This window comes from Streptomyces aureus (genome assembly GCF_000725495.1).
GTDB lineage: Bacteria > Actinomycetota > Actinomycetes > Streptomycetales > Streptomycetaceae > Streptomyces > Streptomyces aureus_B.
In genome coordinates this window covers 289968-306430 of record NZ_JNZD01000002.1, presented here as the reverse complement: position 1 = coordinate 306430, position 16463 = coordinate 289968, and the positions used below count along the sequence as shown (strand labels likewise).

The 16463-nt window shown below is 72.8% G+C and carries 13 protein-coding genes and 1 pseudogene; 12 read left to right on the top strand and 2 right to left on the bottom strand.

All coding sequences use genetic code 11. The annotated features are described in order from the left end of the window. Positions 1–96 precede the first annotated feature (96 nt). The 11 genes and pseudogenes from IO36_RS03645 to IO36_RS47925 all read left to right on the top strand — a co-directional run. Positions 97–2118 carry a beta-galactosidase gene (locus IO36_RS03645; RefSeq protein ID WP_037615939.1) on the top strand — a complete coding sequence of 674 codons (2022 nt, stop codon included), beginning with the start codon at positions 97–99 and terminating at the stop codon, positions 2116–2118. A 526-nt stretch (positions 2119–2644) separates the two neighbouring features. Further along, on the top strand, positions 2645–4204 hold the full coding sequence (locus tag IO36_RS03640; protein ID WP_037615937.1) for a glycosyl hydrolase 53 family protein: 1560 nt from the start codon (positions 2645–2647) through the stop codon (positions 4202–4204). A gap of 145 nt (positions 4205–4349) precedes the next feature. After that, positions 4350–4649 (top strand): ArsR/SmtB family transcription factor, encoded by a 300-nt coding sequence (locus IO36_RS03635; protein WP_037615934.1) that lies wholly within the window; start codon positions 4350–4352, stop codon positions 4647–4649. Further along, positions 4642–5622 carry an SMP-30/gluconolactonase/LRE family protein gene (locus IO36_RS03630; RefSeq protein ID WP_037615932.1) on the top strand — a complete coding sequence of 327 codons (981 nt, stop codon included), beginning with the start codon at positions 4642–4644 and terminating at the stop codon, positions 5620–5622. The genes IO36_RS03635 and IO36_RS03630 overlap by 8 nt, the downstream gene beginning before the upstream one ends. A gap of 279 nt (positions 5623–5901) precedes the next feature. Continuing rightward, entirely contained in the window at positions 5902–6378 is a 477-nt protein-coding gene (crcB, locus tag IO36_RS03625; protein WP_037615929.1) for a fluoride efflux transporter CrcB, read from the top strand. Beyond that, positions 6375–6776 (top strand): DUF190 domain-containing protein, encoded by a 402-nt coding sequence (locus IO36_RS03620; protein ID WP_037615927.1) that lies wholly within the window; start codon positions 6375–6377, stop codon positions 6774–6776. The genes crcB (IO36_RS03625) and IO36_RS03620 overlap by 4 nt, the downstream gene beginning before the upstream one ends. Next, positions 6773–7147: a fluoride efflux transporter CrcB gene (gene crcB, locus IO36_RS03615; RefSeq protein ID WP_037615924.1), complete on the top strand. Its 375-nt coding sequence runs from the start codon at positions 6773–6775 to the stop codon at positions 7145–7147. The genes IO36_RS03620 and crcB (IO36_RS03615) overlap by 4 nt, the downstream gene beginning before the upstream one ends. 83 nt (positions 7148–7230) lie before the next feature. Beyond that, positions 7231–8067 (top strand): undecaprenyl-diphosphate phosphatase, encoded by an 837-nt coding sequence (locus IO36_RS03610; RefSeq protein ID WP_037615921.1) that lies wholly within the window; start codon positions 7231–7233, stop codon positions 8065–8067. A 257-nt stretch (positions 8068–8324) separates the two neighbouring features. Beyond that, entirely contained in the window at positions 8325–9266 is a 942-nt protein-coding gene (locus tag IO36_RS03605) for a glutaminase (RefSeq protein WP_107065629.1), read from the top strand. Positions 9267–9383: 117 nt separating this feature from the next. Continuing rightward, on the top strand, positions 9384–10799 hold the full coding sequence (gene mptB, locus IO36_RS03600) for a polyprenol phosphomannose-dependent alpha 1,6 mannosyltransferase MptB (RefSeq protein ID WP_051899951.1): 1416 nt from the start codon (positions 9384–9386) through the stop codon (positions 10797–10799). Continuing rightward, positions 10796–11683: pseudogene (locus IO36_RS47925) on the top strand (glycosyltransferase family 87 protein); the annotation flags it as partial. The gene mptB and the pseudogene IO36_RS47925, both read left to right, overlap by 4 nt. A gap of 224 nt (positions 11684–11907) precedes the next feature. On the opposite strand, the gene IO36_RS44090 reads toward IO36_RS47925, so the two are convergent. Both IO36_RS44090 and rho read right to left on the bottom strand, forming a co-directional pair. Further along, entirely contained in the window at positions 11908–13170 is a 1263-nt protein-coding gene (locus IO36_RS44090; RefSeq protein ID WP_245173108.1) for a D-alanyl-D-alanine carboxypeptidase family protein, read from the bottom strand. An 88-nt stretch (positions 13171–13258) separates the two neighbouring features. After that, entirely contained in the window at positions 13259–14398 is a 1140-nt protein-coding gene (gene rho / locus IO36_RS03590; protein WP_037615915.1) for a transcription termination factor Rho, read from the bottom strand. Positions 14399–15166: 768 nt separating this feature from the next. Between rho and IO36_RS03580 the strand changes: the two genes are divergently transcribed. Beyond that, positions 15167–16390, top strand: coding sequence for a cytochrome P450 family protein (locus IO36_RS03580; protein WP_209441151.1), 1224 nt, complete (start codon positions 15167–15169; stop codon positions 16388–16390). The last annotated feature ends 73 nt before the right edge of the window (positions 16391–16463 follow it).

Here is a 16463-nt window from a genome sequence, read left to right as displayed (position 1 = left end):
ACTTGTCAATGGTTGTTGCTGTGCGGTTATGTTGGGCTCACGCCGCTGACGCTGTGTGTGCACGTTCCCAAATGATCGATTACATGGGAGAGATCCATGCCGGAGACCAACCCCAAGGGCCTCACCGGGCTCGCCTTCGGTGGGGACTACAACCCCGAGCAGTGGCCGGAAAGCGTCTGGCCCGAGGATGTCCGGCTGATGCGGGAGGCCGGGGTCACGATGGTGAGCGTCGGGATCTTCTCCTGGGCCCTGCTCGAACCGGCCCGGGGCACCTACGAGTTCGGCTGGCTCGACCGGGTCCTGGACCTGCTGCACGAGAACGGCATCCGCGCGGACCTGGGCACCCCCACCGTCGCGCCGCCCGCCTGGTTCTACCGCGAGCACCCCGACGCGCTGCCGGTCGCCGCCGACGGCACCCGCTACGCCTTCGGCTCACGCGGCGCGATCTGCCACAGCAACGCCCACTACCGCGCCGCCGCGGCCTCCATCACCACCCGGCTCGCGACCCGGTACGCAGGCCATCCCGCCCTCGCCCTGTGGCACGTCCACAACGAGTACGGGGTCCCGGTCTCGGCCTGCTACTGCGACTCCTGCTCGGCCCACTTCCGCCGCTGGCTGGCCGGCACCTACGGAGGTGTCGACGAGCTCAACAAGGCCTGGGGGACGGCCTTCTGGGGCCAGCACTACACCTCCTTCGACCAGGTCGACCCGCCGCGCACCACCCCCACCGTCGGCAATCCGGCACAGGCGCTGGACTACAAGCGGTTCGCCGACGCGACCATGCGGGAGAACTTCACCGCGGAGCGGGACATCCTCCACCGCCTCGCGCCGGGCGTCCCCGTCACCACCAACTTCATGACCGCCCTCAGCCAGTGCGACTCCGTCGACTACTGGTCCTGGGGCCGCGAGGTCGACCTGGTCACCAACGACCACTACCTGATGACCGACGGGCGCCGGACCCACGTGAACCTCGCGATGGCCGCCGACCTCACCCGCTCGGTCGCGGGCGGCGCCCCCTGGCTGCTTCTCGAACACTCCACCTCGGGCGTGAACTGGCAGCCCCGCAACCCCGCCAAGGCGCCCGGCCAGATGGCCCGCAACTCCCTCGCCCACGTGGCCCGCGGCTCCGAAGGCGCCATGTTCTTCCAGTGGCGCCAGTCCCGCAGCGGCGCCGAGAAGTTCCACTCCTCGATGCTGCCGCACGCCGGAACGGACTCCCGCGTGTGGCGCGAGGTCGTCGAACTCGGCGCCGCCGTGGACTCGTTGAGCTCCCTCAAGGGGACCAGGACCGTCGCCGACGTGGCGATGCTGTGGGACTGGCACTCCTGGTGGGCGCAGAGCCTGCAGTGGCGGCCCAGCGAGGACCACGACGCCCGTGAGCGCGCCGACGCCTTCTACGAGGCGCTCTACGACCGCCACCTCACCGTCGACTTCGCGCACCCGGAAGCCGACTTGTCGGCCTATCCCCTCGTCGTCGTCCCCGCCCTGTACCTGATGACCGAGGCCGCGGCGGACAACCTGAAGGAGTACGTGGAGCGCGGGGGCACCCTCCTCGTCTCCTACTTCTCCGGCATCGTCGACGAACACGACGCCGTCCACGAGGGACCGCACCCCGGCGCCCTGCGGGACGTACTGGGCCTGACCGTCGAGGAGTTCTCGCCCCTGCTCCAGGGGGAGCAGGTTCGGGTCACCGGGCCCGACGGCCCCGAGCTCACCGGCGACGTGTGGACCGAGTTCGTCGTCCCGCGCGGCGCGGAGACCGTGTGGACGTACGCGGACGGGCTCGCCGCCGGACACCCGGCCGTCACCCGGCACCGCACCGGCGCGGGCTCGGCCTGGTACGTGTCCACCCGCCTGGCCGCCGAGGGCCTGGACGCCCTGGTGGGCCAGGTCTTCGACGACGCGCGCATCGCCCCGCGCGCCGATGTGCCGCGCGACGTCGAAGTGGTGCGCCGCACCGGCGAGTCGGGCACCTACGTCTTCGCGGTCAACCACACCGCGTCGGACGCGAAGGTGCCGCTGGAGGCCCACGGCACCGAGCTTCTGACCGGCGAACGCGCCGCCGGCCGGCTCGCGGTACCGGCGGGCACGGTACGGGTCGTACGCCTGGACGCGTGACAGGCCGTGGGCCTCAGGGGGAGTGGCCCCCGCGGGCCCGCACGTCATGGGCCCGCCGGTGCCCTGTGAGCCGGCCATGGGCCGTGCCGGGGGCTCCGCCGTGCCGGTCGTGAGCCGTGTGGGCGGCTTCACCGTGCCGGTCGTGAACCGTGCGGGCGGCTTCACCGTGCTGCTCGACCGGGTTCGGCCGCACCAGGGTTCCGCGCCGGCGCCCGGACAACCGGCCGGTGGCGTAGGGCATTCGACCGGGTTGCCGGGGCCCCCTTGGCAGATGGGCCCGCCGAAGAGAGGGGCCCGCGCACCGGCCCGCCCGGTTCCGGGCCGAGTACGACCGGTCCTGCCGCCGTCGGCCGGTCCGGCCCTTGAACCGCCTCCGAGTCCGCGCACTCGGCGGTGATCAGACCCCCCTCCGTCCGTGCGAGCCGTGAAGCCGCGGGCGGAGGGGTTCGCCCCCGGATCCCCCCGATCCACCCCGGATCCCCCGGGGGCACCTCTCCCCACCACGTCGAAGGGACGAAGGACGAAGATGTTCCATCCCAGACGCACACTCAGGGCCCTGCTGCTGCCGCTCGTCGCGGGGCTCGCCCTGGCCGCTCTCCCCGCGGGAACCGCGCACGCGGCGAGCACCCTGACCAACGCCGGCTTCGAGACCGACGGGACCGGCGCCGCCGTGCCCAGCGGCTGGTCGGAGTACGGCGACACAGGCGCCTCGTACGTCGAGGCCGGTGGCCACGGCGGGAGTTACCGCCTCACCCACTACTCCGCCTCCGCCTACAAGGTGGAGACCTACCAGTACCTTTCCGGACTGACCAACGGGAACTACAAGCTCACCGCGTGGGTGCGCTCGGGCGGCGGGCAGAACTCCGCCTACCTCGCGCTGAAGAACTGCGGAGGCACCGAGCAGCGCACCGACCTGCCGGTGTCCACCAGCGGATGGATCCACCTCGTCGTGCCCGTCTCCGTGACGAGCAACCAGTGCACGATCAGCGTCTACTCCGACGCCAACGCGGGGAACTGGATCAACGTCGACGACCTGACGTTCACCTCCGGCACCACCGGAGTGTCCGTCAAGGGCTCCGACATCTCCTCCCTCGCCAAGAGCGAGGCCTACGGCGGTGTCTACAAGACCAGTTCCGGCACCACCGGGGACGCGCTCGCCATCCTGAAGTCCGCCGGGATGAACTACGCGCGCCTCAAGGTCTGGGTCAACCCGGCCGACGGCTACAACAACAAGGCCCGCGTCCTCGCGATGGCCAAGCGCATCAAGGCGCAGGGCATGAAGCTCCTGGTCGACTTCCACTACTCCGACACCTGGGCCGACCCGGGCACCCAGACCAAGCCGGCGGCCTGGGCCGGACACACGTACAGCCAGCTGAAGACGGACGTCTACAACCACACCTACGACGTCCTGAACGCCCTCAAGTCGCAGGGCACCACGGCCGACATGGTCCAGATCGGCAACGAGATCAACGGCGGCATGCTCTGGTCCGAGGGCTCCACGGACAACTTCGCGCAGCTCGCCGGGCTGCTCAACTCCGGTTACGACGCGGCCAAGGCGGTCAGCTCCTCCACCGTCGTGGCCCTGCACCTCGCCAAGGGCGGCGACCTCACCGGCACCCGCTGGTGGTTCGACACCGCCCTCGCCAACGGCGTGAAGTTCGACGCCATCGGCCTGTCCTACTACGGCTACTGGCACGGCTCGCTCTACGACTTCCAGACCACCCTGGACGACGCGGCCTCCCGCTACGCCAAGCCGGTGTTCGTCGCCGAGACGGCCTACCCCTTCCGTCTGGACAGCGACGACGCGCTCGTGAACCAGATCGACACGACCGGTGAACTGGTCTCCGGCTACCCGGCCACCACCACCGGACAGTCCAACTGGCTGCGTGACGTGATGAACATCGTGGAGGCCGTTCCGAACGGCCGCGGTCTCGGTGTCTTCTACTGGGAGGCCACCTGGACGGCGGTCACCGGCAACGGCTGGGACCCGGCCGACGCCACCTCCGGCAACGGGTGGGAGAACCAGGCCCTGTTCGGCTTCGACGACAAGGCGCTTCCGGCCATGTCCGTCTTCGGTCACCGCTGAGGCCTGAGGGGTCCGGCCGCCGGTGCGGCCGGGCCCCGCGCCCCCTCCGTGCCGTCCTGCTCCGGCCACGGTCGCCCGAAGCCCGTGCGTGCCGCCCCCGGCTGCGGGACAGTGGCGGGAGACCGTCACGACGGAGGGGGACGCGATGCTGAAGGGGCCCGCCGGCGGGCAACGGCTCGACATCCTGGAGTGGTTGCGCGATCCCGCCGCGCACTTCCCGCCGCAGCGTCGCGCCGATCTTCGCGAGGACGGTGTCAGCCCCGAGGTCCTCGCCGTCAAACTCGGGGTCAGCCGGGCCGTGGCGCGCACGCATCTCGACCTGCTCACCGGCATCGGCCTGCTGCGCGCCAAGAAGGTGGGGCGGCGAACGTACTACCGCCGCGACGAGTACCGTATCGCCGAGGTGAGCCATTACTTCGAGAAGGGCTGGTGGACGCGTGGTTGACGGGTCCGGAACGGCGGCGCCCACGGCCCTCACGCCCCGGCGCACGGTGCCGCTCGGCGGCCGCGGCCCCGAGGACGTGGTGGCCGACTCCCGCGGCGGGGTGCTGGCCGGTCTGGAGGACGGCCGCATCGTACGGGTCGAGGGTCTCGGCGACCCCGACCGTACCGGCGTCCGTGTGGTCGCCGAGACGGGCGGCAGACCGCTCGGCCTCGAACTCCTCCCGGACAACGCCCTGTTGGTGTGCGACGCCGAACGCGGACTGCTGCGGATCGGGCTCGAGGACGGTGTGGTCCGCGTCCTCGCCGACCGGGCCGCCGGAGCCCCGCTGCGCTTCTGCAGCAATGTCGTCGCCCTCTCCGACGGCACGGTGTACTTCACCGTCTCCAGCCGGAGTTACCCGCTCGGCCAGTGGATCGGCGACCTCGTCGAGCACACCGGGACCGGCTGTCTGCTGCGGCTCGCACCGGGGCAGAGCGAACCCGAAGTGCTCCTGGAGGGGCTGCAGTTCGCCAACGGCCTCGCCGCCTCGGCCGACGAGTCGTTCCTCGTCCTCGCGGAGACCGGCCGGTTCCGTCTCGTCCGCTACTGGCTCACGGGGCCGCGGGCCGGCCAGTCGGAGACCTTCGCCGACGACCTCCCCGGCCAGCCCGACAACCTGTGGCGCGCCCCGGACGGACCGATCTGGGTCGCCCTCGCGGGCCCCCGTGTCGGCGCCCTGGAACTCCTGCACCGCCGGGGCCCGGCCGTCCGGCGCGCCGCCGCCCGGATCGCCGTACGGGCGCCGTTCCGGCCCCCGGGCACCACGGGTGTCCTCGCGGTCGACGACGACGGCACCGTCGTCCACCACCTGGAGAGCCGCAGGGCCCGGTTCCGGATGGTGACCAGCGCCTGTGAGTCCGAGGGCCGACTGATCCTCGGCAGCATCTGGGAACGGGGCCTCGCGGTCTGCGACCTGCCGGGTGCCACCGGCTGAGGGTTCCTCGTGCGAAGCGGGGCCCGCGCGGGGGGAGAGGCCCCGCCCGGGCGGGGCTCGCGCAGGGGGAGGGTCTCGCGCGCCGAGCGTCCCGCGCGCCGGGGAGCGGGTGTGCGCGGGCCGCGCCCCCGGCGTTACCCTGTTCACCAGCCGCGATCTTGCAGCGCGGCGCGGCGGTGGGGCCCGCCGTACCCGAACCGCGGCACGGATGCCGCCAACGGTCCCTGCTTGCGATGCCGTGTGCGCGCACCGGCCCGGCGAGTAGGAGCACCGAAGAGCATGAGCGTCCCCCACCCCGACCACGTCGGCGAGCCCGGCACCCCCGTGCGCGCGCCCGCGCGACCGCCCTCACCCTGGCACGGCCAGGGCCCGGTCGTCGCGGTGGTGTCCCTCGGCGGTGTCATCGGCGCCACGGCCCGCTACGGGGCCGGACTGCTGTGGCCCACGTCCGACGGCGCCTTCCCCTGGACCACCTTCACGATCAACGTCGTGGGCTGCGCCGTCATGGGCGTGCTCATGGTGCTGATCACCGACCTGCCGGCCGTCCACCGCCTCGCGCGCCCCTTCTTCGGCACCGGGGTCCTCGGCGGCTTCACCACCTTCTCGACGTACGCCGTCGACATCCGGAGGCTGGTCGGCACCGGCCACCCGGGCACCGGACTCGCCTATCTCGCCGCGACCCTGTGCGCGGCCCTCGCGGCGGTGTGGCTCGGCACGACCGCGGCGCGCCGCGCCCTGGCACGGAGGCAGCGATGACACGACTCACGGGCAGCGCCCTGCGGCTGACGGTCCTCGTCGGCGAGAACGACACCTGGCACCACAAGCCGCTCTACGCGGAGATCGTGCACCGCGCCCACGCGGCGGGCCTCGCGGGCGCCAGCGTCTTCAAGGGCATCGAGGGCTTCGGCGCCTCCTCCCTCATCCACACCTCCCGGCTGCTCTCGCTGAGCGAGGACCTGCCGGTGGCCGTGATCGTCGTGGACACCGAGGAGCGGGTACGGGCCTTCCTGCCGCAGCTCGACGAGCTCGTCACCGAGGGCCTGGTGGTCCTCGACCCCTGTGAGGTCATCCGGTACGTGGGCCGGGGCGGGGCGGCGGAAGGACCGGGCGCGACGGGCGGCGGCCCGTCCGCGGAAGGCGGGGAGCCGCGGTGAACTGGCTGCTGGTGATCATCGGTGCCGCGGTCGGAGCACCCCTGCGCTATCTGACCGACCGGGCGGTCCAGCAGAGGCACGATACGGTCTTCCCCTGGGGCACCCTCGTCGTGAACGTGACCGGGTGCCTCGTCCTCGGTCTGCTGACCGGTGCCGCCTCGGCGGGGCAGGTGTCCGGACACCTGCAACTGCTGATCGGGACCGGCCTGTGCGGGGCGCTCACCACGTACTCGACGTTCTCGTACGAGACCCTGCGGCTGACCGAGACGGGTGCGGCGTTCTACGCTGCGGCCAACGTGATCGTGAGTGTGACGGCGGGCCTCGGCGCGGCGTTCGCCGGGGTCTCGTTTGCGCAAGCTTTGTGGACCTAGGTGTCGGGCGTCGGTGTGCGTACGCAACACTGTCTCCTGCACCGTCTACAGCACTGTCGACCAACTTTTCAGAACTGGATCCCATGAGCGTCATCAACGTCGGTCAGGCCGTCGTCCTCGGAATCGTCGAGGGGGTGACCGAATTCCTTCCCGTGTCCTCGACCGGTCATCTCAAGATCACCGAGGGCCTGATGAACATCCCCGTCGACGACGACGCCGTCGTCGGCTTCTCCGCGGTCATCCAGGTCGGCGCCATCGCCGCCGTGCTCGTGTACTTCTTCAAGGACATCGTGCGGATCGTCTCCGCCTGGGGACGTGGTCTGCGCAACAAGGACGAGCGTCACCACCACGACTACAAGTTCGCCTGGTGGGTCATCTACGCGACGATCCCGATCGTGGCCGTGGGCCTCGCGGCCAAGCCGCTCATCGAGGGGCCGCTGGCGTCCCTGTGGGTGGTCGCCGGTTCGCTGATCGCGGGCAGTGCCGTGATGTGGGCCGCGGACCAGATGGGCCGCCACAAGCGCGGTGAGGACGACGTCTCGTTCAAGGACGCGATGCTGGTCGGCAGCTCCCAGATCCTCGCCCTGCTCTTCCCCGGCTTCTCGCGCTCCGGCGCCACCATGTCGACGGGCCTCATCCTCGACCTGGACCGTGTCGCCGCCACCCGGCTCTCCTTCTTCCTCGGCATCCCGGCCCTGACCGGCGCCGGCCTGTACGAGTTGAAGGACGCCCTCGGCACCGGTGTGGGCGCCGCGCCGCTGATCACCGGCACCGTCGTGTCGTTCGTCGTCGCGTACGCCTCCATCGCCTGGCTCCTGAAGTTCGTCGCCAAGCACTCCTTCAACGCCTTCGTGATCTACCGCATCGTCATCGGCGTGCTGCTCTTCGGCCTGCTGGGCGCCGGGGTCATCGACAGCTGACACGCTCCGGAGCCGGTACGCACCGGCTCCGGGAGCGGACGGTCCCACCCACAGGGGGCGCGAAGCCGGATTCCGGCTTCGCGCCCCCTGTGTCGTTCCGGCGCGCCTCTCGGCGGGAGGCCGGACGGCGCCCGCCCGCGCCGAGGGGAGCCGGGCCGCCCCGCACCGCCTGGCGGGAGGCACGCTCCGACCTGCGGCTTCGGGCACAGGGCCGGGCCGGCGGGCCGCGCGGCGGAGCGGGCGGCACAATGGCGATCATGCCCGGGAACACCTCGCCTCCGTCCTCCCTGACCTTCCAGCCGGTCCTGGAGCGCATCGCCACCGAGATCGCGCAGACACCGGGGCGCGGCCGGCCCGCCGACTACATCCCGGCCCTGGCCGCCTGCGACCCGCGCCGCTTCGGCATGGCCGTCGCGGAACTCGACGGCACGGTCTACGGCGTGGGGGACTGGCGGCAGCCGTTCTCCACGCAGTCCATCACCAAGGTCTTCACCCTCGCCCTCGACCTGGCCCGCGAGGGGGACGCCCTGTGGGAGCACGTCGGCCGGGAGCCCTCGGGCAATCCGTTCAACTCCCTGGTCCAGCTCGAGTACGAGAACGGCATCCCGCGCAACCCGTTCATCAACGCCGGAGCCCTCGTCGTCACCGACCGGCTGCAGACCCGTACCGGCGACGCGGCCGGCACCCTGCTGGAGTTCCTGCGCGCCGAGAGCGGCAACGCGGGCCTCGACTTCGACCGGGACATCGCCGCCTCCGAGACCGCCAACGGCGACCGCAACGCGGCACTCGCCCACTTCATGGCCTCCTACGGCAACATCGACAACCCGGTGCCCGCCCTGCTCGACCAGTACTTCCTGCAGTGCTCGATCGCCGCCTCCTGCGCCGACCTGGCCCTGGCCACCGGGTTCCTGGCCCGGCACGGCATCCGCGCCGACGGCGGCCGGCTCCTGCCCCGCAGCCAGGCCAAGCAGATCAACGCGATCATGCTGACCTGCGGGACCTACGACGCCGCGGGCGACTTCGCCTACCGCGTCGGGCTTCCCGGCAAGAGCGGGGTGGGCGGCGGCATCATCGCCGTGGTGCCGGGCCGCTGCACCCTGTGCGTCTGGAGCCCGGGTCTCGACGAACGCGGCAACTCGGTCGCGGGCGTGGCCGCCCTCGACCGCTTCACGACCCTGACCGGGCTGTCCGTGTTCTGACCCGCCTTCCACCCCACGGAGGTCACGCGCTTCCCCACCCACGGAGGTCACGCGCCGGACCCCGCCCGGAGGGTGCCGCGTCGCCTTCCGGCCACCCGGCGTTGACACGCTTGCGGAGTGTTGGCCACGGCTTTTCCCGTCGATCTCCGCCGCTGCCAGGCCCTGGGCCTCGCCGGTACCGCCGTCCTCGCGCTGGGCGGCGAGACCGCGGGTGCCCTGCCCGCCCGCGACCTGCTCTCGCCCGAGTCGGGGCGGGCGGTCCTGGGCCTGGTCGGGGTGTACTTCGGCGTCGTCCTGCTGATAGCCGCCTGGGCGCTCCTGGGCACCGTCGTCCGTGGTCCCGCACCGCCGACCCCGCGTTCCCTGCTGCTGGTCCTGGCCACCTGGGCCGCGCCGCTCCTGCTCGCGCCGCCGCTGTTCAGCAGGGACGTGTACAGCTATCTCGCCCAGGGCGCCATGGTCGACGCCCACATCGACGTCTACGCCTACGGCCCCGCGCGGCTCGGCGGCCCGCTCGCCGACGAGGTCGCGCCGGTGTGGCAGAGCACGACCACGCCCTACGGCCCCGTCTTCCTCGCGGTCGCCCGCGGTCTGTCGTCGCTCACCCGCGGCGAGATACCGGCCGGGCTGTTCGGCATGCGCATGGTCGCGCTGCTCGGTGTGGCCCTGATGGCGGCGGCCCTGCCCCGGCTCGCCCGGCACAGCGGTGCCGATCCGGCCGCGGCGCTGTGGCTGGGCGCCCTGAACCCCCTGGTCCTGCTGCACCTGGTGGCCGGCGCGCACAACGACGCCATCATGCTCGGACTGCTCGGCGTGGGCCTGGTGGCCGCGCGCGGCCGCCGGCCTCTGGCGGGCGCCGTGCTGGTGACCCTCGCCGCCCTGGTCAAGGCGCCCGCCGCGCTGGGGCTGGTCGCGGTGATCGCGCTGCGCGGGCGCGGCCAGGGCCGCTGGGGGACCGCGCGGGCGACGCTGACCACCGGCGTGGCCGCGGTCGCCACGACGCTCGCCGCGACCGCGGTCGCCGGTACCGGCTACGGCTGGATAGCGGCCCTGAGGACCCCCGTGTCACCGCACAACTGGTCGCCCACCAGCCTGCTGGGGCGCATGACCGGTGCCCTGCTGCAGAAGCTCGGCAGCGGACTCGCGCCGCTCGCGATGCCCGCCTGGCACGCCGCGGGGCTCCTGGCGACCGTGGGACTGCTGCTCTTCATATGGCTGCGGCTGCGTCCGCACCCGGTCTACGCGCTCGGCCTGAGCCTGGCCGCGGTGGCCGTGTTCGGACCGGCGATCCGCCCCTGGTACGCCTTGTGGGGGCTGTTCCTCATCGCCGCGGCGGCGCCGACCGGATCGGTGCGCGGCCGGGTCGCCGCAGCCAGCGCCGTGCTCGCCCTCGCGGTGCTGCCCAGCGGATCGCCGGCGGACGCCGGCCAGGTGATCCTCGCCGTCTCCGGGGGCCTGCTCGCCCTCGTCGTGCTCTGGCAGGCCCACCAGGCGGCGCAGGCACCGGCACCGGGTCTGGAGCGGACGGCATGACGGCACTGCTCAGCACCGACCGACGGCGACTGCTGTTCGTCCTGACCCTGGCCGTGGCCGTCGGAGCGTTCACGGCCACGGTGCCCCTGCTGCGCGACTGGTTCGACCTACGCGTCTACTACGGCGCGGTCGACTCCTGGGTCCACCACGGCGGCAGCATCTACGACTACCGGGTGCCGGGCACGGCGTACGGCTTCACCTATCCGCCGTTCGCGGCCCTCGGCATGCTGCCCATGGCCCTGGTCGGGCTGCCCACGGCGATCGCCCTCGCGCTGCTGCTCAACGTCCTCGCCCTGACCCTGGTCGTGGGCATCCTGCTCGGGCCCGAGCTGCGCCGCTACGGCTGGTTCGGCTGCGCCCTGACGGCCTGTCTGCTGGCGCTGCTGGAACCGGTCCGCGACACCTTCAGCTTCGGCCAGGTCAACCTGGTGCTGCTCGCCCTGGTCCTCGGCGACGCCTGGCTGCTGTCGAGCGGCCGGGGCCGGTGGGCGGGCGTGGGGATCGGGCTCGCCGCGGCGGTCAAGCTGACGCCGGCGCTGTTCATCGCGCTCCTGCTGCTGGGCCGCCGCAGGCGGGCCGCCGGTGTCGCCACGGCAGTCGCCGCGGCGGCCACCGCGCTGGCGGTCTGGGTGGTGCCGGACGCCTCGCGCTTCTACTGGACCGACGCGCTGTGGGACACCTCCCGCATCGGCCGCCTGGCCTATGTCTCCAACCAGTCCCTGCAGGGGGTGCTGGCCCGGCTCGTGGCACCGCAGGAGCCGAGCAGGGCGCTGTGGGCGGCGCTCGCCCTGCTGGTCCTGGCGGTCTGGGCGCGGCGGACGTCGCGGGCCCTCGCCGAGGAGGACTGGGCCGGGGCCTTCGCCCTGACCGGGCTGACCGCCTGCCTCGTCAGCCCGATCACCTGGGTGCACCACCTCGTCTGGCTGCTGCCGTCCTTCGCCGTGCTACTGCGGCGGCGCCGGCCGCGGACGGCGGCGGCCCTGTACGTGGTGCTGTGCAGCAGCGTGGTGTGGCTGTGGTTCGACGACGCCTCGGGCCTCGACGGCTTCCTCGGCAGCAACACCTACGCGTGGATCACGCTCGGGCTGCTGCTGTGGCTGCCGGTGGGTCAGCCGCGTCCGGAGCGGCGCGCCCTGAGCCGCAGGACCAGCGCGACCCCGGCGGCGCCCAGTGCGGCGGCCCCGGCGATCCCGGCCGCGTCCGACCAGCCGGACTCCTCGTCGTCCGAGGGCGCGGCGGCCACGGGACGCGCGCTGTCCGCGGGCCGGACGGCGGCCGGGGACCGGGCGGGGCCGCCGTGACGTGCGGCGGGGGCGGAGGGGCCTGCGGCGGCCGCGGGAGCGGCCGGGACCTCGGGCAGGGTTCCCACGGGATCGACCCGGCCGTCGGCGGCGAAGCCCCAGTCGAGCAGTGAGCGCGCCTCCTCGTACACCGTCAGTCCGCCGCCCGCCTGAGGGTTCATCACCGTGACCACCAGGGTGCGGGAGCCGCGCTTGGCCGCGGCGATCAGCGTGTTGCCCGCGTTGGTGGTGTAGCCGTTCTTGACCCCGATCAGTCCGGGGTAGTGCCCCACCCCGTTCGCGCCGGTGAGCAGCCGGTTGGTGTTCTGGATGCCGTACCGGGAGCCGGCCTCGCCGGGGAACATCGCCTCGGCCGTGGAGCAGTAGCGGGCGAAGTCGGGGTTGCGCAGCCCGGCCCGTCCGAACACCGCCAGGTCGTAGGCGGAGGAGACCTGCCCGGGTGTGTCGTACCCGTCCGGCGAGACGACGTGGGTGTCGTCGGCGCCCAGGGCGCGGGCCTTGGCCTGCATCTGGGCGGCGGTGCTCGTCCAGCCGCCGTTCATCGAGGCGAGCACGTGCACCGCGTCGTTGCCGGAGTTGAGGAAGACCCCGCGCCACAGGTCCGCGACCCGGTAGGTGATGCCGTCCTCCACTCCGACCATGCTGCTGCCCGCGCCGATGCCCTCCAGTTCCCGCTCCCTGACGGTGTGCAGGGTGGTGCCGGGCAGCGTCGGCAGGACGGTGAGGGCGAACAGCGTCTTGAGGGTGCTCGCGGGCGGCAGTCTGCGGTGGGCGTTGTGCGAGGCGAGGACGTCTCCGGTACGGGCGTCGGCGACCAGCCAGGACAGCGCGGAGACGTCCGGGACGTCGGGTGCCCCGGGCCGGGCCCGGACCAGGGTGCCTGTCCGGTCGAGCGAGGCGGGTGGCGGCGCCGCGGGCCGCGGCGCCCCGGCGACCGCGGTGGTGACTGCGGTGGCCGGGCTCTGCGCCGCGGCGAGCAGACCGGCCGCGCAGAGGGCGGAGCAGGTCAGGGCGGTACGCGTGACCGCGGAGCGTGAAGCGGCGGTCCGGAATGAGAATCCGATCGTCATACCGCAAACGTAGGAACGGACGCGCGACACGCCGGGGTGGCCGGGCCGAGCGGAGCCGTCGAGCACCCGGATGCCGCAGGCGCGGGGGTCAGGACGGCAGGGTGGGCTGGACGAGGCGCAGGAAGGCGGCGTTGTCGGGGGTGGCGCGCAGTCGCTCCAGGAGCGTCTCCAGACCGGTCTGTCCGTCCCGGGTCAGCAGGGCCCGGCGCAGGCCTCGTACGGCCGCCAACTCGGCGGCGGGGAGCAGGAGTTCCTCCCGGCGGGTGCCGGAGGGGCCGATGTCGACGGCCGGGAAGACACGCCGGTCGGCGAGGGACCGGTCGAGTCGGAGCTCCATGTTGCCGGTGCCCTTGAGCTCCTCGAAGAAGAAGCCGTCGGCGCGGGAGCCGGTGTCGACCAGAGCGGTGGCGAGAATCGTCAGCGAACCGGCCTCCTCGGTCAGACGCGCGGCGCCGAACAGCCGCTTGGGGCCCTGGAGGGCGGAGGCGTCGACACCGCCGCTGAGGGTGCGCCCGCCCGCGGCGGCCGCGTTGTTGTGCGCCCGGCACAGCCGGGTGAGCGAGTCGAGCAGGATCACGACGTCCTCGCCCGCCTCGACGAGCCGCTTGGCCCGCTCGATCACGAGCTCGGCGAGCGCGATGTGCTGCCGGGGTGTCTGGTCGAACGTGGAGGCGTACACCTCGCCGCGCACGGAGCGCCGCATGTCGGTGACTTCCTCGGGGCGTTCGTCGAGCAGCAGCACCATCAGACGGGCCTCGGGATGGTTGCCGGCCACGGCGGCGGCGATCTGCTGGAGCAGGACCGTCTTGCCGGTCTTGGGCGGGGCGACGATCAGACCGCGCTGGCCCTTGCCCACGGGGGCCATCAGGTCCATGACGCGTCCGGTCGGCCCGCTCGCGGGGTGCTCCAGGCGGAGCCGGTCGCGCGGGTGCAGCGGGGTGAGGTCCTTGAAGTGCGGTCGGCGCCGCAGCGCTTCGGGCGTACGGCCGTTGATCCGTTCGATCTCGGCGAGGACCCGGGGGCCTCCGCGCAGTCCTTCCAGGGTGTCGCCCTTGCGCAGTCCGTGACGGCGGATCAGCGTGGCGGGGACCTGGAGGTCGTCGGGGGACGGGAGGAGCCGCGGCGAGCGCAGGTGCCCCTTCCCGTTGCCGTCGATGTCGAGGACACCGACGACGGGCCGCGTCTGCGGCCGCTGCTGTACGGGGGGGTGTTCGAGTGTGGTGGTCATGGGATGTCCTCTCGAGGACGGGATCGCATGGACATGCGGGAAACAGGGGGGAGGGGCCGCGAGGAATCAGGGCTGCGCGTGGCGCGCCCGGAGCGGCGGGAACAACACCTCGGCCACGACGGGGGATGACCCGGTCGTCCGCGAGAGGTGGTGCCGAAACGCTGGACCACACGCCGGAATCGACGGTGTATCAGCGAGAGAGACGAACTGGCACCGGCGCCTGAGAAAGGAGGCGTACACGAGTGCTGTTCGGAGACTACCACGGGTTGGGCGGATGGTGACGTGATCCGCGTCTCAGGGCGCGCTCTGGGCGCTGGCCGTAGGCGGTCGCCCTGGAGACCGGCGGACGGCGAGGCGCTCCAGGAGGGCCACCGTCTCGACGATCTCCGCGCCGTCCTCGGTGCCGGGCGCGGCCGCGAGTGCCGTGTCGATCGGGGTGGCCGCGACCTCGGCCCGGACGAGATCGCCGCCCTCGCGCGCGGGCCGGTCCGTGTCGTCCCGGCGGCCGGACGCACCACGCCACGCCAGATGTTCGACTACCGCTGCGCCGAGGAACCGGCCGCGGGCCTCGGTGTCGCACCCGTCCACTTCCCCGGCGGCCACAACGGCAACCTGACGCATCCGAAGGGCTTCGCCGAGGTGCTGCGCACGCTGCTCCGAGCGGGCAGAATCGATCTTCGAGCGGCGCCCGCCGGCGTCGTACGACCCTCAACTCGGCCCAGCAGCAAGGAGAACACGGTGGACACCTCGCCCGTCACGCCGCACCGCATGGACCCCGCGGGCCGCTGCCCGCACGCCGACAACGCGCGGCTCCTCGCCCGGGGCGCCGTCGCCACGGTGGTGCTGCCCGGCGAGGTGGAGGGCGCGGTGGTGCTCGGGCACGAGGCGCTCAAGGAATTCCTCGCACACCCCGATGTCGCCAAGGACGCCCGGCACTTCACGGCCCTGCGCGAAGGGCGCATAACCGCCGGCTGGCCCCTGATGACCTTCGCCACCGTGCAGGGCATGACGACCGCCGACGGCGAGGACCACCGGCGGCTGCGCTCCCTCGTCAGCAAGGCGTTCACCGCCCGACGCGTCGAGGAACTGCGGCCCCGCATCGAAGAGTTGACCTCGCGCCTGCTCGACGGACTGGACGCGGCCGCCCGGGACGGCGGGGGAGCGGCCGATCTGCGCGAGCACTTCGCCCTCCCGCTGCCGATGGGCGTCATCGGCGAACTCCTCGGCGTGGACGCCGAGTACCGCGACCAGCTCCACCATCTGACGAACCAGGTCGTCGCCACCGACATCGGCCCCGAACAGGCCGTCGCCGCCAACCGCGAACTGGTCGCAGTCCTCGGCGCCGTCGCGGCCGCCCGGACGGAAAACCCCGGGGACGACCTCACCAGCGCGCTGATCGCCGCCCGCGAGGAGGACGGCGACCGGCTCAGCCAGCTGGAGCTCATCGGCACGCTGGTCCTCATGATCATCGCCGGGCACGAGACCACGCTCAATCTGATCACCAACGCCGTCCGCGCGCTGTGCGGGCACCGGGACCAGCTGGAGTCGGTCCTCAAGGGCGAGGCGAGCTGGGGGGACGTGGTGGACGAGACCCTGCGCTGGGACGCCCCCGTCAGCTACTTCCCGTTCCGCTACCCGGTGCGCGACCTGACCGTCGGCGGGACGGTCATTCCCCAGGGCACACCCGTCCTCGCCGGTTACTCGGCCGCGGGCCGCGACCCGTCGGCCCACGGGCCGGACGCCGACCGCTTCGACGTCACCCGCCCCGGCAGGCCCGGCGCCGCCCGCAACCTCTCCCTCGGACACGGCGCCCACTACTGCCTCGGCGCGCCGCTCGCCCGGATGGAGGCCACCGTCGCCCTGGAGCGTCTGTTCACCCGCTTCCCCGACCTCGACCTCGCCGTGTCCGAGGCGGAGCTCACCCAGCAGGCCAGCTTCGTCGGCAACAGCGTCCAGGTCCTTCCCGTACGACCGGGTACCTCCCGCGTCTGACGGGGTACGGGCGGCGGGCGGCGCCCGGGAGGAAGGGCCCGTGAGCCGGGGTCCGGAGACGCCGGTCGACCAC